Source organism: Streptomyces sp. NPDC005141, assembly GCF_053599975.1.
In genome coordinates this window covers 276,862-295,395 of sequence record NZ_JBSFYW010000003.1, presented here as the reverse complement: position 1 = coordinate 295,395, position 18,534 = coordinate 276,862, and the positions used below count along the sequence as shown (strand labels likewise).

At 72.0% G+C, this 18,534-nt stretch carries 18 protein-coding genes and 1 pseudogene; 10 read left to right on the top strand and 9 right to left on the bottom strand.

The features are described 5' to 3' along the window. The 4 genes from ACWD68_RS04160 to ACWD68_RS04145 all read left to right on the top strand — a co-directional run. Positions 1–162 (top strand): hypothetical protein (locus ACWD68_RS04160; protein WP_451804924.1); only part of this gene is annotated, 162 nt, incomplete at its 5' end. Between the two features lies 1 nt (position 163). Beyond that, positions 164–1,042 carry a phosphogluconate dehydrogenase (NAD(+)-dependent, decarboxylating) gene (gnd, locus tag ACWD68_RS04155; protein ID WP_451804910.1) on the top strand — a complete coding sequence of 293 codons (879 nt, stop codon included), beginning with the start codon at positions 164–166 and terminating at the stop codon, positions 1,040–1,042. Between the two features lie 8 nt (positions 1,043–1,050). Further along, positions 1,051–1,662, top strand: coding sequence for a histidine phosphatase family protein (locus ACWD68_RS04150; protein ID WP_451804909.1), 612 nt, complete (start codon positions 1,051–1,053; stop codon positions 1,660–1,662). Positions 1,663–1,745: 83 nt separating this feature from the next. Then, positions 1,746–2,201, top strand: coding sequence for a tellurite resistance TerB family protein (locus ACWD68_RS04145; RefSeq protein ID WP_351545569.1), 456 nt, complete (start codon positions 1,746–1,748; stop codon positions 2,199–2,201). Positions 2,202–2,381: 180 nt separating this feature from the next. Here the strand turns inward: ACWD68_RS04145 and ACWD68_RS04140 are convergent, their stop codons facing one another. Both ACWD68_RS04140 and ACWD68_RS04135 read right to left on the bottom strand, forming a co-directional pair. Further along, positions 2,382–4,265: a bifunctional sugar phosphate isomerase/epimerase/4-hydroxyphenylpyruvate dioxygenase family protein gene (locus tag ACWD68_RS04140; protein WP_451804908.1), complete on the bottom strand. Its 1,884-nt coding sequence runs from the start codon at positions 4,263–4,265 to the stop codon at positions 2,382–2,384. Between the two features lie 197 nt (positions 4,266–4,462). After that, entirely contained in the window at positions 4,463–5,338 is an 876-nt protein-coding gene (locus tag ACWD68_RS04135; protein ID WP_451804907.1) for a shikimate dehydrogenase, read from the bottom strand. A gap of 200 nt (positions 5,339–5,538) precedes the next feature. Between ACWD68_RS04135 and ACWD68_RS04130 the strand changes: the two genes are divergently transcribed. Both ACWD68_RS04130 and ACWD68_RS04125 read left to right on the top strand, forming a co-directional pair. After that, positions 5,539–6,204 carry a TetR family transcriptional regulator gene (locus tag ACWD68_RS04130; protein ID WP_451804906.1) on the top strand — a complete coding sequence of 222 codons (666 nt, stop codon included), beginning with the start codon at positions 5,539–5,541 and terminating at the stop codon, positions 6,202–6,204. Positions 6,205–6,480: 276 nt separating this feature from the next. Then, positions 6,481–7,776, top strand: a complete 1,296-nt coding sequence (locus ACWD68_RS04125) for an MFS transporter (protein WP_451804923.1) — start codon at positions 6,481–6,483, stop codon at positions 7,774–7,776. A 77-nt stretch (positions 7,777–7,853) separates the two neighbouring features. Here ACWD68_RS04125 and ACWD68_RS04120 read toward each other — a convergent pair whose 3' ends face one another. Further along, a complete protein-coding gene (locus ACWD68_RS04120) occupies positions 7,854–8,303 on the bottom strand; it encodes a PPOX class F420-dependent oxidoreductase (RefSeq protein WP_451804905.1) in 450 nt (149 codons plus the stop codon). A 208-nt stretch (positions 8,304–8,511) separates the two neighbouring features. Between ACWD68_RS04120 and ACWD68_RS04115 the strand changes: the two genes are divergently transcribed. From ACWD68_RS04115 to ACWD68_RS04105, 3 genes are read left to right on the top strand one after another with little or no spacing between them, the layout of a single operon-like run. Continuing rightward, positions 8,512–9,093 carry a TetR/AcrR family transcriptional regulator gene (locus ACWD68_RS04115; RefSeq protein ID WP_451804922.1) on the top strand — a complete coding sequence of 194 codons (582 nt, stop codon included), beginning with the start codon at positions 8,512–8,514 and terminating at the stop codon, positions 9,091–9,093. A 2-nt stretch (positions 9,094–9,095) separates the two neighbouring features. Continuing rightward, positions 9,096–10,547, top strand: coding sequence for an MFS transporter (locus ACWD68_RS04110; protein ID WP_451804904.1), 1,452 nt, complete (start codon positions 9,096–9,098; stop codon positions 10,545–10,547). Between the two features lie 30 nt (positions 10,548–10,577). Further along, positions 10,578–11,804, top strand: coding sequence for a serine hydrolase domain-containing protein (locus tag ACWD68_RS04105; RefSeq protein ID WP_451804903.1), 1,227 nt, complete (start codon positions 10,578–10,580; stop codon positions 11,802–11,804). Between the two features lie 12 nt (positions 11,805–11,816). Here ACWD68_RS04105 and ACWD68_RS04100 read toward each other — a convergent pair whose 3' ends face one another. Continuing rightward, entirely contained in the window at positions 11,817–13,052 is a 1,236-nt protein-coding gene (locus ACWD68_RS04100; RefSeq protein WP_451804902.1) for an MFS transporter, read from the bottom strand. Between the two features lie 189 nt (positions 13,053–13,241). Continuing rightward, positions 13,242–13,949 (bottom strand): GTP cyclohydrolase II, encoded by a 708-nt coding sequence (gene ribA, locus ACWD68_RS04095; RefSeq protein ID WP_451804901.1) that lies wholly within the window; start codon positions 13,947–13,949, stop codon positions 13,242–13,244. Positions 13,950–13,989: 40 nt separating this feature from the next. On the opposite strand from ribA, the gene ACWD68_RS04090 reads away from it, so the two are divergent. Continuing rightward, complete coding sequence (locus ACWD68_RS04090) at positions 13,990–14,751, top strand: creatininase family protein (protein WP_451804900.1); 762 nt, start codon at positions 13,990–13,992, stop codon at positions 14,749–14,751. Positions 14,752–14,888: 137 nt separating this feature from the next. Here the strand turns inward: ACWD68_RS04090 and ACWD68_RS04085 are convergent. The 4 genes and pseudogenes from ACWD68_RS04085 to ACWD68_RS04070 all read right to left on the bottom strand — a co-directional run. Next, positions 14,889–15,620: pseudogene (locus ACWD68_RS04085) on the bottom strand (lysylphosphatidylglycerol synthase transmembrane domain-containing protein); the annotation flags it as partial. 347 nt (positions 15,621–15,967) lie between these two features. Continuing rightward, positions 15,968–16,906, bottom strand: coding sequence for a class I SAM-dependent methyltransferase (locus ACWD68_RS04080; protein ID WP_451804899.1), 939 nt, complete (start codon positions 16,904–16,906; stop codon positions 15,968–15,970). Beyond that, entirely contained in the window at positions 16,903–18,126 is a 1,224-nt protein-coding gene (locus ACWD68_RS04075) for a glycosyltransferase family 4 protein (RefSeq protein ID WP_451804898.1), read from the bottom strand. Before ACWD68_RS04075 ends, ACWD68_RS04080 begins: the two co-directional genes overlap by 4 nt. After that, positions 18,123–18,521 (bottom strand): 6-pyruvoyl trahydropterin synthase family protein, encoded by a 399-nt coding sequence (locus ACWD68_RS04070; protein ID WP_266763935.1) that lies wholly within the window; start codon positions 18,519–18,521, stop codon positions 18,123–18,125. Before ACWD68_RS04070 ends, ACWD68_RS04075 begins: the two co-directional genes overlap by 4 nt. Positions 18,522–18,534 lie beyond the last annotated feature (13 nt).

Sequence of the window (18,534 nt, the reverse complement as noted above, 5' to 3'; positions counted from 1 at the left end):
GTCTGGAACATCGACTCCTTCGACCAGTGGGGCGTCGAGCTCGGCAAGGTCCTCGCCAAACGCGTCGAACCCGCCCTCACCGAGGGCGCCGACGTCCCTGGTCTCGACGCCTCCACGGCCGCCCTTGTGGCCGCTTACCGCACTCTCCGAAAGAAGAACTGACATGCAGCTCGGACTCATCGGTCTCGGCAAGATGGGTGGCAACATGCGCGAGCGGATACGCCGCGCGGGGCACACCGTCATCGGCTACGACCGCAATCCGGACCTCGCCGACGTGCACAGCCTCTCCGAACTCGTCGGCAAGCTCGAAGGCCCGCGCGTGGTCTGGGTGATGGTGCCGGCCGGCGCCCCCACCCAGTCCGTCATCGACGAACTCGGCGACCTGCTGGAGGCCGGCGACACGGTCGTGGACGGCGGCAACTCCCGCTGGACGGACGACGAGAAGCACGCCGAGGAGCTGGCGGCCAAGGGCATCGGCTTCGTCGACGCCGGCGTCTCGGGCGGTGTGTGGGGCCTGGAGAACGGCTACGCGCTGATGGTCGGCGGCGACGCCGAGAACATCGCGAAGGTGCGGCCGGTCTTCGACGCGCTCAAGCCGGAGGGCGACTTCGGCTTCGTGCACGCCGGCAAGGTGGGCGCGGGCCACTTCTCCAAGATGGTCCACAACGGCATCGAGTACGCCATGATGCAGGCCTACGCCGAGGGCTGGGAGCTCCTGGAGAAGGTCGACTCGGTCACCGATGTACGTGAGGTGTTCCGCTCCTGGCAGGAGGGCACCGTGATCCGCTCCTGGCTGCTCGACCTCGCGGTCAACGCCCTGGACGGCGACGAGCACCTGGACAAGCTGCGCGGCTACGCGGAGGACTCGGGCGAGGGCCGCTGGACCGTCGAGGCCGCCATCGACAACGCCGTTCCGCTGCCCGCCATCACGGCGTCCCTCTTCGCGCGCTTCGCGTCCCGTCAGGACGACTCGCCGCAGATGAAGATGATCGCGGCGCTGCGCAACCAGTTCGGCGGCCACGCCGTCGAGTCGGCGAAGTAGGCCGGACCATGGGCGACCTCATCCTGGTCCGCCACGGAGAGACCGAGTGGACCCTGACGGGACAGCACACCAGCTGGACCGACCTTCCGCTCACCGCGCACGGCGAGGAACAGGCCAAGTCCCTGGCCCCGTTCTTCGCCGGGCACTCCTTCGCCCAGGTTCTCACCAGCCCCCTCGACCGCGCCGTACGGACCGCCGAGCTCGCGGGCCTGTCCGGCGGGCGGATCGATCCCGATCTGCACGAGTGGGACTACGGCGGCTACGAGGGGATCACCACCCGCGCCATCCACCGGGCCCGGCCCGACTGGGTGCTCTGGAACGACGGGGTGCCGCCCGGCCCGGACGGCCACCCCGGCGAATCACCGCACGAAGTGGGGGTCCGGGCCGACCGGGTGCTCTCCCGGGTGGACGCCGCGCTCTGCAATCACCCCGGTGATGTGGTGCTGGTGGCGCACGCGCACTTCCTGCGCGTCCTCACGGCCCGCCGGCTGGGGCTGCCGCCCGAGTCGGGGCGGCTGTTCCAGCTCGCGACCGGAACCGTCAGCCGGCTCTCCACCGAGCACGGCGATCCGGTGATCGCCACATGGAACGAGCCGGGAACTTCCGTCGTGGCCCGCTAGTTTCTACGTTGCTGTAGAAACCGCAAAGGTATCCGGTCCGCCCGCTCGGGCGGACCGGGCCCTTGACTACGTATGGAGTTCTCATGGCCCTGTGGGACCGCATCAAGGAGTCCGCGTCGACGATGCAGACCCAGCTCGTGGCGAAGAAGAACGATCTGAAGAGCGGTGCCTTCCGCGACGCGAGCATGGCGATGTGCGCGCTCGTCGCCGCGGCGGACGGCTCGATCGACCCGTCCGAGCGGCAGCGTGTGGCCCAGCTCATCGCCACGAACGAGGTGCTGCAGAACTTCGACGCCATCGACCTCCAGCGCCGCTTCGACGACAACCTGAACAAGCTGACCGCCGACTTCGCCTTCGGCAAGGTCAGCGTCCTCCAGGAGATCGCCAAGGCGAAGAAGAAGCCCGCCGAAGCGCGCGCCGTCATCCAGATCGGCATCGTCATCGGCGGCGCCGACGGCGACTTCGACAAGACCGAGCAGGCCGTCGTGCGGGAGGCGTGCTTCACGCTCGACCTGCCGCCGCACGAGTTCGACCTGTAGGACACCCTGTACCCCGGCTGACCCGGCCCCGGCCGCACCACGTCTCCAACCCGCCCGACACCCCTGGTGAGGCGGGCGCGTCGACAGGGTGGCCGGGGTCCGGCGCATCCCGACGCGCCGGGACACACCCCGGCCGGCACCACCCGCGACACCGGCGAGGCCGCTCAGAAGGTCCGGCCGTCAGCGCCCCGGTCGTCCCGCCGCGCGCTGCGCCGCGAGGCGCACCGGGGCGTTCTGCGCTCCGTACCCCTGGTATCCGCCGTCGCGCTGCACGAGTTCGAAGAAGACACGGCCGACGGTCTCGGTGTAGCAGTGCCGGAACTCCCCCTGCTGGTCGCGGTCGTAGAGGATGCCGAGTTCACGGTACGTCGCGATTTCCTCGTCGCCGAGCTCGTACCGGGCGGCCAGGTCGTCGTAGTAGTTCGCGGGTATCGCCAGCAGACGGCCGCCCGCCGCGCGGAAGCGCCGGGCCGCGTCGGTCACGTCGTCGGTGGCGAGGGCGATGTGCTGGGCGCGGGCGCCGTCGTCCGTGGGCGCGGGGCCGACACCCAGGGCGATACGGACGCTTCCGTCGGCGTTGGTCACGGCGCGGCTGCGATGCAGTCCGTACGGGTCGGCGACGTCGACGCTCTCCTGGCCGCTCAGCCCGAGCACGCTGTGGTGGAAGAGGGCGGCCTCGTCGAACTGGTGCCAGGGCTGGGTGAGCGCCAGATGATCGATCCGGGTCACGGTGCCGGCGCCCGGCGCGCGCCCGGCGCGCCCGACCGGTCCGGTCCGTTCGGCCCGCTCGAAGTCACGTGTCCAGCCGCGGAGTCCGGGGCCGACGCGGGAATCCCCCGGCCCGGACGGGACCGGGCTCCCGGAAGTGGCGCAGAAGAAGAGTTCGGTGCCGTCGGGCGCGGCGACCGCGTCGAGGGGCGCGTCCTCGAGAGCGCGGCGGCGCGGCAGGACGGGGGCGAGGAGGGATTCGGCGCGCCGGGCCGCGGCGGCCGGGTCGGGCGACTCCAGGCCGATGGCGGCCAGCGCGGTGCCGTCGCGCCGGGCAGCCGGGCCGGTGTTGACCAGGACGCGGGCCTCGCCCTGCTGCCAGAGGTCCACGGGCTTGCTGCGGTGCCGGGCCGTACGGGTGAAGCCGAGGGCGCCGAGGATCTCTGCGACGGGGACGACGTCGGGCGTGACGAGTTCGGCGAAGGCGACGCCGGTCGGGACGACGGGGGCGGGCGGTGCCGCGAGAGCGGCCGTCTCCCGCAGGAGGGGCCGGGTCGCCTCCTGGAGGACGAGGAGGGAACGGCGGGCGTCGACGGCGGTCGGCCCGGCCTCGGCCTGCCGGAAGACGTCGTTGAAGACTTCGAGGGAGAGGGGACCGCGGTAGCCGGCGCGCAGGACGTGCGCGAGCAGTCCTGGGAGGTCGAAGCCGCCCTGGCCGGGGAAGCAGCGGTAGTGACGGCTCCACTGGAGCACGTCCATCGCCATCAGTGGGGCGTCGGCCAGCTGCAGGAAGAAGATCTTGTCCCCGGGGATGTCCTCGATCCCTTTCGGGTCCGAGCCGCGCGCGAGTATGTGGAAGCTGTCCAGGCAGGTGCCGAGCGCGGGGTGCCCGGCGGCCTCGACGATGCTCCAGGCGTGGTCGTACGTACTCACGTGCCGGCCCCAGGCCAGTGCCTCGTACGCCACCCGGACGCCGAAGTCCTCGGCGAGAACGGCCAGTCGGCTCAGTTGCTCCGCCGCGAGCGCGTCGTCGTCCACGGCGAGCGGCGAGACGCTGGAGCACACGAGCACGGTGTCGGCGCCGAGGCGGTGCATGAGCTCGAACTTGTGGCGCGCCCGCCGCAGACCGCGGGCGAACTCCTCCTCGGCGACGGCCTCGACGTCGCGCATCGGCTGGTAGAGGTCGATGCTCAGGCCGAGATCGGCGGTGCGGGCCCGGATCTCCTCGGGGGCGAGGGGGCTCGCGAGCAGGTCGTTCTCGAAGATCTCCACACCGTCGAACCCCGCCCGGGCCGCGGCGGTGAGCTTCTCGGTCAGGGAACCGCTGAGGGACACGGTGGCGATGGACGTACGCATGGCGATGCTCCTTCGGTGTCGCTTCAGTTCATGACCGGGCCGGGGGCGATTTCATGACCGGACCGGGGGCGGCACCCGGCAGGGGCGTGGGGGACGGCGCGAGCGGCCTCCACCGGTCCGGCACCCGCCCGGTCATCGCAGCGACCCCGCACACACGGGCCTCCCCTCGCACACAGGCCTCCCCGCGGGCTCGGGTCTCAGCCCCGGGCACCAGCGGCGCCGGCCAGATCGGCGATGTCCGCGAGCATCCGCGCCGGGTCGGGCTCCCGCCCGGTGAAGAGCCGGAAGGCGTCAGCCGCCTGGAAGGCGGCCATGCCGCCCCCGTCGAGAGTGGCGCAGCCGACCGCGCGGGCGATGCGCAGCAGCTCGGTCTCCAGCGGCCGGTAGACCACTTCGGCCACCCACAGCCCTGGACGCAGCAGTCCGGCCGGGAACGGGAGCCCGGGGTGCGCGGCCATGCCGGTGGGCGTGGCGTGCACGATGCCGTCGGCGCGGACTAGCAGGGCCGCGAGGGTGTCCGGGGTCGCGGCGGCTGCCCGGCCGACGCCGAAGTGGCGGTTCAGGGTGGCGGCGAGCGAGGCGGCGCGGTCGGGCATCGCGTCGACGAGGGTGATGTGCCCCGCGCCGAGCGTGAGCACGGCGTGGGCGACGGCCGCCCCCGCGCCGCCCGCGCCGAGCTGGACGACCCGTTCCAGGGAGACATCGGGGAGTCCTCGCGCGAAGGAGGCGGCGAAGCCGGTGACGTCCGTGTTGTGCCCGATCGCGCGGCCGTCCTCGAAGACGACCGTGTTGACCGCGCCGAGTGCCGCGGCCTGCGGGGCGAGTTCGTCGAGGTGCGCGATGACCAGTTGCTTGCAGGGGTGCGTGATGTTCAGTCCGTCGAAGCCGACGTCGCGTGCGGCGCGCACGAGATCGCCCACAGCCTCGGGTGGAGCGCCGAGGGTGTCGAGGTCGATCAGCCGGTACAGGCAGCGCAGTCCCTGCCGGTCGGCCTCGCGCTCGTGCAGCGCCGGGCTGAGGGAGGGCCCTATCCCGGAGCCGATCAGGCCGACGAGATACGAGGTCTGGGACACGGCGGGCCTCCGGAGGCGAGGGGTCGGCGGCAGACCGGTGAGCGGCCGGCGACCGATGGACGGCTGATTAATGTACTAACTGGTTCGTTAGTCATATCAAGTCGTCGCCCCGAAGGGAAGGGAGGGAACCTGGGCGGCCTCGCCCCGGCATGCCCTGCTTCTAGAATCGCGGAACCGACCTCCTCGCCCGAAGGAACCCGATGACCAGCGTCGAAGAACCGGCACGACCCGGCGGGCGCATCCGCGACGCCGCCCGCACCAGGGCCGAGATTCTCGACGTGGCGACCCAGGAGTTCTCCCGTGCCGGTTTCGCGGGCGCCCGGGTCGACGAGATCGCCGCCCGCACAAGCACCACGAAGCGGATGATCTACTACTACTTCGGCGGCAAGGAGCAGCTCTTCACGGCGGTCCTGGAGCGCGCCTACTCGGTGATCCGGCAGGCCGAACAGGAGCTGGACGTCGAGCATCTGGACCCGGTCGCCGCCATCCGCCGGCTCGCCGGGCTGACCTTCGACCACCATGAGGCGCATCCCGACTTCATCCGCCTGGTGAGCATCGAGAACATCCACGAGGCCGAACACATCGCGGCCTCCGAGGAACTGGGCAGGATGGGCTCGCCCGCCCTCGACGTGATCGGCCGGATCCTGGCGACCGGCCGCAAGTCGGGCCTGTTCACCGCCGATGTCGACGCCGTGGACCTGCACGCGATGATCAGTGCCTTCTGCTTCTTCCGGGTCTCCAACCGCCATACGTTCGGCGCCCTGTTCGGCCGCGATCTGGTCGCGCCCGACCAGCGGGAGCACTACCGCGCGATGCTCGGCGACATGGTCATCGCCTATCTGACCGCGGACCGCGCGGCGGACTGAGCACGGAGAGATCCTTCGGCGCGACCTCTTGACACCCGGGAAACGTGGGCGCAGCATCCGTAGCCATCCGCTACTAACTATCCAGTGGGTTAATTAGCTGGGCTTGCCGTCGTCACCCGGGCGCACTTCCGGCACGGCCGACCCGTACGCCCCAGGTCCCGGCATCCATCCCCTGGCCCCGCCGCACTCCCGTCCCCGGAGTTCCCGAAGGAGCACGCCGTGTCCGACACCGCAGTCCCGCTCGACGCGCCGCCAGGCCAGCCCAGGAAGGCCGCCATGGCCGCCTGGATCGGCAGCGCCCTGGAGTACTACGACTTCTTCATCTACGGCAGCGCCGCGGCCCTGATCTTCCCGAAGGTCTTCTTCGACGAGTCCGACCCGGCCACCGCGACGCTCCTGTCACTCGCCACCTTCGGTGTCGCCTATGCGGCCCGGCCCATAGGCGCGCTCTTCCTGGGCCATTTCGGGGACCGGGTGGGCCGCAAGCAGATCATGGTCTTCACGCTGATCCTGATGGGTCTGTCGACGTTCCTCATCGGCTGCCTGCCGACGCGCGCGCAGGTCGGCGGCCTCGCCCCGGTCCTGCTGGTCCTCTGCCGGGTCCTGCAGGGCATCTCCGCGGCCGGCGAGCAGGCCAGCGCCAACTCGATGACGCTGGAACACGCGCCGCCGGACCGGCGCGGCTTCTTCACCAGCTTCACCCTCAGCGGCACGCAGGGCGGCCAGCTACTCGCGACCCTGGTCTTCCTGCCGGTCGCCGCTCTGCCCGAGGACCAGTTGCTCTCCTGGGGCTGGCGGGTGCCCTTCTGGGCGAGCGTCGCCGTCGCCGTGGTCGGCTACGTCATCCGCCGCACGCTCCAGGAGACTCCGGCCTTCACCCGGCAGGCGGCCACCGAAGGAGTCGTCAAGCTGCCCCTCGCCGTGCTGTTCCGTGAGCACTGGGCGGACGTGCTGCGGGTCGTCGCGGGTGCGCTCATCGCCTCGGTCAGCACGATCTTCACGGTGTGGGCGCTGGCCTACGGCACCAGCGACACGGTCGGTCTGTCGCGCACGCAGATGCTGTGGGTCGGCGCGCTGGCCAACCTGGTCGCCCTCGGCGCGATTCCCGCCTGGGCCACGCTGTCCGACCGCATCGGCCGCCGCCCGGTCTACCTGATCGGCGCCGCGGGCAGCGCGGTCCTGATGTTCGCCTACCTGTGGGCCATCTCCACCGGCTCGTACCCCCTGGTGCTGCTCTTCGGCATCCTCGCCTTCGGCGTCGTCTACAGCGCCGCGAACGGCGTCTGGCCCTCCTTCTACGGCGAGATGTTCTCCACCCGCGTCCGGCTCTCCGGCATGGCGATCGGCACCCAGATCGGCTTCGCCGTGGCCGGGTTCGCCGTCACCTTCGCCGCGCAGATCGCCGGACCGGGCGGTGACGACTGGTTCTGGGTCGCCCTGTTCACCGCGGCCCTGTGCGTGCCGCCGGTCCTCGCCGCGCTCACCGCACGGGAGACGCACACGGTGCCGACCGAGCGGCTCGGTGAGAACGCGGCGGGCGACGCGGTGCGGCGGGAGGCCGTGAGCGCCTGACCTGTCCTGGGCGCGGCCGTTCACGGCCGCGCCCCCTCCGGACAGCCCGGCCCCCGACGCGCAGAGCCAATTCCTTCTCAGCGTCCGGGAATCCCGTACGCCCGCTCCACGCGCAGCCGCAGGACGAGCCGGTCGTCGCGGACCATGGCGGCGCGGTAATCGTCCCAGTCGGGGTGCTCGCCGAGGACGTCACGGTAGACCCGGACGAGTTCCTCGACCGTCTCGTCGTGCGGGTCCCCGGCGACGGGCGTGAGCTCGGCCGTGCCCTCGACGACCGTGTACGCCCACCGGTCCGCGCTGGTCACGTGGTACGAGGCCCGCGGGTCCCGGCGCAGATTGCGGGTCTTGGCGCGGTCGTCGGTGAGCGAGACGCGGATGATCCCCTCGTCCGGGTAGTAGACGTGGCTGACGTTCGACAGCTGGGGCCGGCCGTCCTTCTTGAGGGTGACGAGCACCCCTCCCTTGTACTCGGAGAGCAGCTTGAGCAGTGCGTCCTGCGTCGCGTCCTGGGTGCTTTCCTCAGTCATGTAAGGGTCAACGCTTCGGATCCGGCGCGTCATTCCGCGCCGACGGCCTCTTCGGTCCGTCTCTGACCCTTTTCCGGCCCGACTCTGCCTCCCTCCGGACCATCTCCGGCCCTTCTCCGAGCCCTTCCTTGACCTCATCGACCACTCGGCACGCCAGTAGACGGTGTCTACTCCCTACTGGTAGACAGTGTCTATGAGCGAGCAGGGGATGAGTGAGCGGGAGAGCACCGGGCTGAGGGCGCGCCTGATCGACGTCGGCGTCGATCTCGTGACGAGAGAGGGCGCGCAGGCGCTGACACTTCGGGAGATCGCCCGCCGGGCGGGGGTCTCGCACGGCGCCCCGCGCCGCTACTTCCCGACCCATCTGGAACTGCTGTCCGCCATCGCGCGCCGCGGCTTCACCGACCTCCAGGCCCGGGCGGCGGGGGCCGCCGGTGACAGCGAAGCCGATCCCCGTGCCCGGCTCACCGCCCTGGCGGAGGTCTACCTGGACTTCGCGCTGTCGCAGCGCGGCATGTATGAGCTGATGTTCCGTCACGATCTGCTGGAGAGCAATCGGTTGGGGCTCCGCGAGACCAGTCTGCCGATGTTCGGGGCGCTGGTGGACCTCGTCGGCCGGGTGCGCCCGGACGCCGACGCCCGGATCGTCGCGGGTGCCCTGTGGGCGAACCTGCACGGCATCGCCCAACTGTGGGGCTGGGGCAGCCTGAAGCTCACCACGGGCGCCGGCGACTTCCTGCCGCTGCTGCACGCCGCGCTCGACGCGCACCTCGGACCGGAGGAACGGTGAGCATGCCCGACGCGCTTGTCGCCGCCCGCCGTTCCGCCTCTGCGGCCGCGCACCGCCGGGTCACCCTCGCGAGCAGTGTCGTCGGTGCCGTGATCGTCGCCCTCGACGGCACGGTCCTCACCATCGCCCAGCCCACACTGCAACGCGACCTGGACGCCTCGTTCACGCTGGTCCAGTGGACCAGCACCGGGTATCTCATCGCGGTGGCGGGCCTTTTGGTGTTCGCGGGACGCCTCGGGGACCGCTACGGCCATCAACGGGTCTTCGCCCTCGGCATCCTGGGCTTCGGGGCGGCATCGGCGGGGATCGGCCTCGCGCCCGGGATCGGCTGGGTGATCGCGCTGCGGATCGCGCAAGGCGTCTTCGGCGCGCTGCTGCAGCCGGCCACGCTCGGGATGCTGCGCGCCGAGTACCCCCCGGACCGGCTCGGGATGCCCATCGCGCTGCGGACGAGCGCCATCGGCCTCGCCGCGGCCGCCGGTCCGCTGCTCGGCGGGGCACTGGTCAGCCACTTCGGATGGCGGGCCGTCTTCTTCCTGAACGTGCTGCCCGCGCTGGTGATGGGCGCGCTGGCGCTCACCGTCCGGGCGCCGGCCGACGCGGAGAGGGGGACCGTCCGCCCGGCCGCGGCGGCCGGCCTCGATGTGCCGGGCGCCTGTCTGCTCACGGTGGCGCTGGTCGCCCTGGTGCACACGCTGGTCGCCCTGCCCGACGCCGGCTGGACGGCGGCCACCGTGGCCGGAGCCGCCGTGGTGGCCGCCGCGGGCGCCGCGTTCGTACGCCGAGAGCGCCGCACGGCCTGCCCCCTGGTGCCGTCCGACGTCCTCGGCTCGGCGACGATCGGCGCGGCGCTCGGGATTCTGGTGGCCGCCTCCGCCGCCATGCTCGGAACCCTGTTCGTCGCCGCCTACTTCCTCCAGGGGGCCCTGGGGCTGGACCCGCTGCAGACCAGCCTGCGGGCCCTGCCGGGCGGCGTGACGATGGTGGTCGGCGCCCCCGTCGCCGCCGTCCTCCTGCGCCGGCTCGGCCCGCGGCGGACCACCCTGGCCGGAACGCTCGTCCTCACGCTCGGTGTCCTGCTGCTGGCCCGGCTCGACGAGGCGTCGACGGCCGTACCCATCGGACTGGGGTTCCTGCTGCTGGGCGCCGGATTCTCCACCGTGATGGTGACCGCGACGGCGGTCGTCGTGCGGCACGCTTCCGCGGAGTCGGCCGGCGTGGCGGGCGGACTGCAGCAGACCGCGATGAACATCGGGCCCACCCTGGGGATCGCGGTGGCGGCCACGCTGATGACGGTGACGCCCGGCGCCGCCATCGGTCCCCCGCTGATCACGCTCGCGGCGTTCTCCGCGGCCGGGATACCGCTCGCCCTGCGGCTTCCTGGGCACAAGAACACCGTGAGCGCCGATCCGGGGAGCCCGGACGACGTGTCACCAGCGCGTACGGGACGATGAAGAACACGAGCCGCAGCCCGGAGGAGAGCCATGGGACATCTGCGACAGCAAGTCGAGCCGGGATCGGTCGGCCTCGACGCCAAGGCGCTTGACCGGCTCGACCGGCACTTCGCCCATCTGGTCGACGACGGCCGGCTGCCCGGATACCTGGTCGCCGTCTCCCGGCACGGCCGGGTCGCCCATCTCACCACGTACGGCAGACGCGACCGTGAGGCCGGGCTCCCGGTGGAGAGCGACACGCTGTGGCGGATCTACTCGATGACCAAGCCGGTCACCTCGGTCGCCGCGCTGATGCTCCTCGAAGAGGGCCGCCTCGGGCTCGACGACCACGTGGCCGACTTCCTTCCGGCTTTCGCCGAGCCGCGCGTCCACGTCGGCGGGAAGGGGCCCGACACGACGACACGTCCGGCCGAACAGCCCATCCTGATCCGCCACTTGCTGACCCACACCGCGGGCCTGACCTTCGGCTTCTACCACGCACACCCCGTCGACGAGCTCTACCGGGAGGCCGGTCTGGAGTCGTCGGTGGCGCCGGGCGCGGACCTGGCGGAGACCTGCGAGGTGTACGCCCGGCTGCCGCTCCAGTTCGAGCCCGGCACCCGGTGGAACTACTCGGTCGCCACCAACGTCCTCGGCCGGGTCATCGAGGTGGTGTCCGGCCAGGATCTCGACGTCTTCCTCCACGAGCGGATCTTCCGCCCGCTCGGGATGGCGGACGCCGGCTTCCACGTCACGGACGAACAGGCGGGCAGACTGGCCGAGTTGTACGGTGACGACGGCGAGGGAGGGATCACCCCGATCGCCGGGCTCCCGCTGCGCGGCAGGCCCCGGTTCCTGTCCGGCAGCGGCGGGATGGTCGCCACCGCCCACGACTACCACCGCTTCACGGAAATGCTCCGGCGCCGCGGCGAACTCGACGGAGCCCGTCTGCTCCGCCCCGGGACCGTCGACATGATGGCGGCCAACCAGCTGCCCGGCAACGCGGACCGCCGCTCCTTCGGCAGCCCCGTCCACCAGGAACCCGGCAACGCGGGCCTCGGTTTCGGCCTCGGCGTCTCCGTCGTGGTGGACCCGGCGCTCACCCTGGCCCCGTCGAGCGAGGGCGCGTTCGGCTGGAGCGGGGTGGCCACCACGACGTTCTGGGTCGACCCCCGGCGCGACCTGACCGTGCAGTTCTTCAGCCAGCTCCGCCCGACGGCTTCCCACTCGGTCTTCCCCGAGCTCAAGCGGTTGGTGCACGAGGCGGTGCTGACCTGATCCCGACCCCGTTCAACCGGACTTCCGGGACGTCCGGTTGATCCGGTGGACGTCCCGTACGCACAGGTTGAGCAGGGTGGCGGCGACGATCACGCCGGCGCACACCAGGAGCACCTCGCGGTCGGACCAGGCGCCTGCAGCGAACGCGGCGAGCAGGTAACCGAGCGGAATCGCGAGGCGCTCCACGACACTGTTGAAGGAGCCGGCGCGCCCCAACTCGGTGTCGGGTATGTGCATTTGGAATGCGGTCGTCCACGCGACGATCGCGACGTCCAGACCGACTCCCGCGAGCAGGGCGGCGAACAGGACTGCGGGCAGGGGCAGTCCGAGCCCCATCGCCGTCAGCGGAAGGAACAGCAGGGAGGCGGTGCTCACGGCGACGGCGAGCAGCCGGTACGGCTTCCACCACAGGCATACCAGCGCGCCCGCCAGCAGGCCGAGCGCGAACGCCCCCTGCACCAGGCCCCAGGAGCTCGCGCCGGAGTACAGCTCCGCGGCGAGGACCGGTCCCAGCATCTGGAATCCGGCCAGCCAGGCGGCGACCACGACCATCCCGGCCACCGTGTACGTCCACAGCCAGGTGCGGGAGCGGAATCCATCCCATCCCGTCCGCAGATCGCTCAGGGCGCTGTGCGCGGTGACGGGGGCGTCCAGTCGCAGCCCGTGCAGCAGCATCGCCGCGATCAGGAAGGTGAGGGCGTCCCAGGACAGCGCCCACCCCGGTCCGCAGAGCGCGACGACGAGCCCGCCCACCACGGGCCCGAGCACCCGTACGGCGTTGCTCGGCAGCCTGACCAGCGCGTTGGCCCGCTGCAGGTGCTCCGCCGCCACCAGCTGGTTCACGACGCCCTGACCGGCGGGCACGGTGAACGCCACGGCGACTCCCGAGAGGAAGCCGCATGCGGCGATGGAGACGGTCGAGGCCGCGCCGCTCAGCACGACGACGGCGAGCGCCCCTTGTGCCCCCGCCGCGACCAGGTTGCCCACCAGCAGGATCCGGCTGCGCGACATCCGGTCCGCGAGCACCCCGCCCACCAGCAGAAAGGCCACCGTGGGAACGGTGTTCACCGTCAGCACCAGGCCGAGCGATCCGGCTCCACCGCCCTCACCGATCACCGCGTAGGCGAGGGCGAGCGGCGCCATCGCCGATCCGGTCGCCGAGATCAGATTGGCCAGCACGAACCGCCGGAAGGCGGCGCTGCGCCATGGTGCCGTCCGGGTCCCCGGCACGGGCGCGGCCGTCTTCATGGTCCTCCCCACCACCTGGAGGCGGACCTGTCAGGCCCCCTCGGACGACTCCAAGTGCCCGGCGATCGTACGAGGTTGACTCCGGAGCGCGGTGAAGGCCACGCGCTGCGAGGCGATCGCCCCGTCGGTGTCCAGCAGCCGTGTCACCTGCTCGCGGCGAGAGGAACAGCGGGCCGGGGTCGTCCTGGTTCATTCCTCAGTGACAACCGTCTTCGCCGATCCGGCAAAGATCGCCTTCGCCCATTCGTCGCCGTCCAGGTGGGGCAGGTAGTGGTCGAGGCGCTCCCGCTTGGTCAGCAGGTAGCTGAGGTTGTCCTCGCACGGCGGTATCAGCAGCGGCACCTGCTCGGCGACCTTGATGCCGTGGCGCAGCAGCGACTCACGCTTGCGCGGGTTGTTCGACAGCAGCCGTACGGACCGTACGCCGAGGTCGTGCAGCATCTCCGCCGCCACCCGGTAGTCGCGGGCGTCCACCGGCAGCCCGAGGGCGAGGTTCGCCTCGACGGTGTCGAGACCCTCCGCCTGGAGCTTCATCGCCTTCAGCTTGGCGAGCAGGCCGATGCCCCGGCCCTCGTGGCCCCGGAGGTAGACGAGGATGCCGCGGCCCTCTGCCACGATGGCGCGCAGCGAGGCGGTGAGCTGGGGGCCGCACTCGCAGTGCTGCGATCCGAAGGCGTCGCCGGTGAGGCATTCGGAATGCAGCCGGGTGAGCACGTCCCCTTCCCGAAGGGTGTCCAAGTCGCCGTAGACGAGGACGACTTGTTCCTCACCGCGGTCGTGGTCGAAGTACCCGACGGCATGGAAATCGCCGTACTCGGTGGGCAGTGGGGCAATCACGACTCGTTCGACACCTGTGAGGTGGGCATTCCCGCCGAGTACGCCAAAGTTATCTGTCATGATCTGGTTCCTAAGCAGAGTCGAAAGGGCCGTGAAAAACATGAGTGGTTCGGGAACGCGGGCGACGGTGTCCGGTGTGCTGCCGCTGGACACCACGGAGGACGTCCGCGAGAGGGGGGCCGGTGTCGCCCGTCAGGTCGCCGTCCTTCCCGTCGGCAGTCTCGAACAGCACGGCGCCCACCTGCCCTTGACGACCGACACACTCGTGGCGTGCGCCATCGCGCGGGAGATCGCGGCCGCCTATCCGGTGCATCTGCTTCCTCCGGTGACGATCTCCTGCTCGCACGAGCACGCCGGCTGGCCGGGTACCGTCAGCATCTCCTCCGTCACCCTGTACGCGGTCGTCCGGGACATCGCCGCCTCGTTGCGCCGCTCCGGCGTCGACACCCTGGTGGTGGTCAACGGGCACGGCGGGAATTACGTGTTGGGCAATGTGGTCCAGGAATCCGCGGGCACCGGTACTCGTATGGCGCTTTTCCCGGCCATGGAGGACTGGGAAGGCGCGTGTGAACGAGCCGGTGTGCAGACGTCGTTGCTCACTGATATGCACGCGGGAGAAATCGAGACGTCCATTCTCCTGCATGCCCATCCGGAATGCGTCAAAGACGGTTATGAGGCCTCCGATTTCGTCGCCGACGACCGTCGGCATCTGCTCACCCTCGGCATGTCGGCCTATACCGAGTCCGGGGTCATCGGCCGTCCCTCGATGGCCCGCGCCGAGAAGGGGAAGGAGCTCCTCGCCGGGCTGGCCGAGGCCTTCGGAGCGTACTTCTCGCTGGTGACGTCCGAGACGCTGCACTGATCAGGCCCTCCCGCGCTCTCCTCGCGGGGGCGCCGGAGCGCGGCACCCCAGCGGACGACCAGGACCACGGCGCCGGGCAGGCTCGCCGCGAAGCTGAGCACTCCGTAGATCACCGCGACGGTGAGGCCCATGCCGGCGCCGAGCCCGGCGGCGCCGAACGCCCAGGCGGTGACGCCCTCGCGGGGCCCCCAGCCGCCGATGTTCAGCGGCAGCCCCATGGCGAGCAGGCCGAGCAGCGCGAGCGGCATCAACTGGGCTACGGACGCGGTGGATCCGGCGACCCGGGCGGCGAGCACGAACATCGTCAGATGACCGGCGAGCACGAGCACCGACGAGAGCGTCACGCCGGGCCAGCTGCCGCGGGCCAGCAGGGCGCTCCGTGCCTCGGCGAGCGCGCCGCGGACGGCGCCGTACCGGGCGGCGCCCACGGGGGCCCGGCCCTTGCGCACGGCGCCCACGGTCACCACTCCGCACACCGAGACGATCGCGAGGATCAGCGCGGCCTCGCGGGACTCGGCGAGCACCGGTGACGGCTGGGTGAGCAGAACGACCGCGCCGACGGCCACCAGCACGGCTTGTCCCGCGGTGCGTTCGAGCACCACCGCGCGGACCCCCCGGCCGATGTCACCGGCGCTCTGCCCGTGCCGGACGGCCCGGTGCACATCGCCGAGCACTCCGCCGGGCAGCGCGGCGTTCAGGAACAGTGCGCGGTAGTAGTCCGCGACCGCCGCGCCCAGCGGGAGCCGGATGCGCAGCTCGCGCGCGACCAGGCACCAACGCCAGGCGCTGAACACCGTGGTGAGCAGTCCGATCCCGATCGCCGCCCACAGCGTCGTGCCGTCGATCCGCCGCAGGCCGTCCAGGAACACCCCCGTGCCCAGCCGCCAGAGCAGCACGCCGAGGATGAGGACGCCGGCGACGGTGCCGAGGTGCGTACGGACGCGACGGTCACCGAGCCGGGCCCGCAGGCCCCGCGCCGTTCCGCCCGCCGCGGGGGTCTCCGCGTCCCCGGCCGGGCCGGTCTGCGGCCGGGCGCCCCCGGCGGCGGCCGTGTGCGAGGCATCCGCATCGCGCTCGGCGAGAGCCTGGGCCGAGCCCGCGGTCGCATCCGGCGCCGCGGGAACGCGAGGCCGGCTCGTGTTCAGGGGCGGGCCGTCGAGGTCCGGGGTCGTGGCCGCCGGGGCAGTGGCCACGCCCACCGTCTCCAGGCCCGCGTTCACACCGCACCCCCGGTCGGGTGCGGCAGGGCCAGCACATCGCTGTGGTGGACGACGACGCGCAACTCGCCCGCGGCGCACGCCGCCAGGCGGGAGTTCAGATAGGTCTCCGCCCGTGCCGCCAGGTCGGGGCGCTGTTCCACCGCCGCGCCGACCCAGCCGCGCAGCCACTCCGCGGTGAGGGCGGCCTCGTCGGGGCCGAGCCGCCAGGGGCTCGGATGCACCCGTACCGTCGCGCCGTGGCGGCCGAACGCGTCGCAGGCGGCCGTGATGGCCTCCGGGCCGAGCAGTTCACCGCGCCGCTGGTGGGCGTCGAACGCTTCGGCGATCTCGGCGTCCAGCGGGTCGGCCGGGGTGAGTTCGACGCGTCCGACGACGGACAGCGTGAGAAGGGCCGGCACACCGGCGCCCGCACAGGCCGCCGCGAGCCGGTCGATCTCCTCGCCGGTGAGCACGTCGAGCAGTGCCGACGCGGTCACCAAGGAGGCACCGGCCAGGGCGTCCGCGGTCAGCCTGCCGATGTCACCGCGCTGGGTGGTGACGCTGACATGGCTGCCGTCGGCGGCCGCCTTGGGTGCCCCGACGGTGGCGAAGTGCAGCAGGTACGGGTCCCGGTCGTGCAGGATCCAGTGCTGGGCGCCGTCGAGCCGGGGCGCCAGCCAGCGCCCCATGGAGCCGGTGCCGCATCCCAGGTCGTGGATGACCAGGTCGCCGCCGCGCACCGGCCGGTTGGCCAGCCGGATGCGCAGCGGGTCGAGCAGATCGGCCGCGCGCGCGGCGGCGTCGGCGGGTTCGCGCAGCTGGAGCCACTGCGGCGCGTAGCGCGGCACCTCGTCGGTGTCCGCATCCCCGACTCGCTGACCGGGCACGCCCGTCCTCACCTTCTCCTCGGGGATGCCGGAGTCCGGCCCGCTCGCGGGAGTCGTCGCGGTACTCACGCCGCCCTCCGGGGTTCGTGGGGCAGCCGGCCGAGCACACCGGCCAGGCTGCGCGCGGTGGTCGCCCAGCCGTCGAGCGCGGCGCGCCGTCCGCGGGCGGCGGCCTTCAGCCGTCGGCGTACGTCGGCCTCGCCGAACCAGCCGCGCAGTTCGGCGGCGAGCGCCGCCGGGTCCTCCGGCGGTACGAGAATGCCGGGCACTCCGCCGTCGGGGGCGCGTCCGACCGCCTCGGGCAGCCCGCCGACGTCCGTGGCGAGCACCGGGATGCCGCGTGCCAGGGCCTCGGTGACGGCCATGCCGTAGGTCTCCGCGTACGAGGTGAGGACCATGAGGTCGGCGGCCGCGTAGCTGGCGTCGAGTTCGGCGCCGGCCTGCGGTCCGGCGAGGTGCAGCCGGTCACCGAGGCCGTACTTCGCGATCAGGGCGCGCAGTTGGGCGACGTAGGCCGGGTCCTGGCCGAGTCCGCCGACGCAGACGCAGCTCCAGGGCAGGTCGGTGACGGACGCGAGAGCCTCGATGAGCCGGTGCTGCCCCTTGCGCGGGGTCACGGCGGCGACGCACAGCAGCCGCGAGACACCGTCGGTGCCGGAGGCGAGCGGTGCGATGTCGGCACCGGGCGCGGCGACGTGGACCCGGTCGGGGGCGAGGCCGTGGTGGGCGACGAGCCGGCGGACGGCCCAGTCGCTGGTGGCCACGACGGCCGACACGGCCCGCAGTGTCGTCCGTTCCCGGGCGTCCAGGTCGGCGGCGACGGCGGGCTGGAGCCCGGTCTCGTCGCCGAGCGGCAGGTGCACGAGCACGACGAGACGCAGTCGGTCGGCCTCGGGGACGACGACCTCGGGGACTCCGCAGGCGACGATCCCGTCGAGGAGGACGACCGTGCCGTCGGGCAGGTCGGCCAGTGTCCTGGCGAGTTCCGTACGGGCGGAGACTCCGGGGCGGGGCCACTCGCCGGGGACGGCGTGCCGGTGGACCTGCCAGCCGAAGCCGGGCAGGTCCAGGCAGAGCCGGCGGTCGTAGGCGTTGCCGCCGCTCGGGGCGGTCGCGTCGTCGACGCCGCCCGGCATCACGAAGTGCACGGAGCGCAGGGACATGGGGATGATCTCGGCGTTCTTGAGAGCCGTGTGCTGCACGGGCACGTAGTTCAGGGCGCCCGGGCCGACGGTCGCGGAGGTCTGGCCGGACCGTGCGGGCGCCTGGTCGAGGCTCACGTCGGTCACAGGGCACGCTCGTAACTCGCCCAGGCGATGTGCGATTCGTGCAGGGTGACGGTGATGCCGGTGAGTCCGTGGGCACCTTCGCCGAGGGCTCCGGCGTGCACGCGGTCGGCGAGCCGGTCGGCGACGACCTTCGCCAGGAACTCGGTCGAGGTGTTGGTGTCCTTGAAGTCCGGCTCGCTGTCGAGATTGCGGTAGTTCAACTCGCTGACGACGGCGCCGAGCTCCTGCGTGGCCAGTCCGATGTCGACGACGATGTTGTCGTCGTCCAGCTCGGTGCGGCGGAAGGTGGCGTCCACCAGGAACGTCGCCCCGTGCAGGCGCTGCGCGGGTCCGAAGACCTCGCCACGGAAGCTGTGGGCGATCATCAGGTGATCGCGGACGGTGATGCTGAACAACGGACGACCCTCC

What these genes read in the sequence shown, in the direction of transcription:
- gnd (WP_451804910.1), top strand. Translation starts at nt 164, where the DNA reads ATGCAGCTCGGACTCATCGGTCTCGGCAAGATGGGTGGCAACATGCGC.
- ACWD68_RS04150 (WP_451804909.1), top strand. Translation starts at nt 1,051, where the DNA reads ATGGGCGACCTCATCCTGGTCCGCCACGGAGAGACCGAGTGGACCCTG.
- ACWD68_RS04145 (WP_351545569.1), top strand. Translation starts at nt 1,746, where the DNA reads ATGGCCCTGTGGGACCGCATCAAGGAGTCCGCGTCGACGATGCAGACC.
- ACWD68_RS04140 (WP_451804908.1), bottom strand. Translation starts at nt 4,265, where the DNA reads ATGCGTACGTCCATCGCCACCGTGTCCCTCAGCGGTTCCCTGACCGAG.
- ACWD68_RS04130 (WP_451804906.1), top strand. Translation starts at nt 5,539, where the DNA reads ATGACCAGCGTCGAAGAACCGGCACGACCCGGCGGGCGCATCCGCGAC.
- ACWD68_RS04125 (WP_451804923.1), top strand. Translation starts at nt 6,481, where the DNA reads ATGGCCGCCTGGATCGGCAGCGCCCTGGAGTACTACGACTTCTTCATC.
- ACWD68_RS04120 (WP_451804905.1), bottom strand. Translation starts at nt 8,303, where the DNA reads ATGACTGAGGAAAGCACCCAGGACGCGACGCAGGACGCACTGCTCAAG.
- ACWD68_RS04115 (WP_451804922.1), top strand. Translation starts at nt 8,512, where the DNA reads ATGAGTGAGCGGGAGAGCACCGGGCTGAGGGCGCGCCTGATCGACGTC.
- ACWD68_RS04110 (WP_451804904.1), top strand. Translation starts at nt 9,096, where the DNA reads ATGCCCGACGCGCTTGTCGCCGCCCGCCGTTCCGCCTCTGCGGCCGCG.
- ACWD68_RS04105 (WP_451804903.1), top strand. Translation starts at nt 10,578, where the DNA reads ATGGGACATCTGCGACAGCAAGTCGAGCCGGGATCGGTCGGCCTCGAC.
- ACWD68_RS04100 (WP_451804902.1), bottom strand. Translation starts at nt 13,052, where the DNA reads ATGAAGACGGCCGCGCCCGTGCCGGGGACCCGGACGGCACCATGGCGC.
- ribA (WP_451804901.1), bottom strand. Translation starts at nt 13,949, where the DNA reads ATGACAGATAACTTTGGCGTACTCGGCGGGAATGCCCACCTCACAGGT.
- ACWD68_RS04090 (WP_451804900.1), top strand. Translation starts at nt 13,990, where the DNA reads ATGAGTGGTTCGGGAACGCGGGCGACGGTGTCCGGTGTGCTGCCGCTG.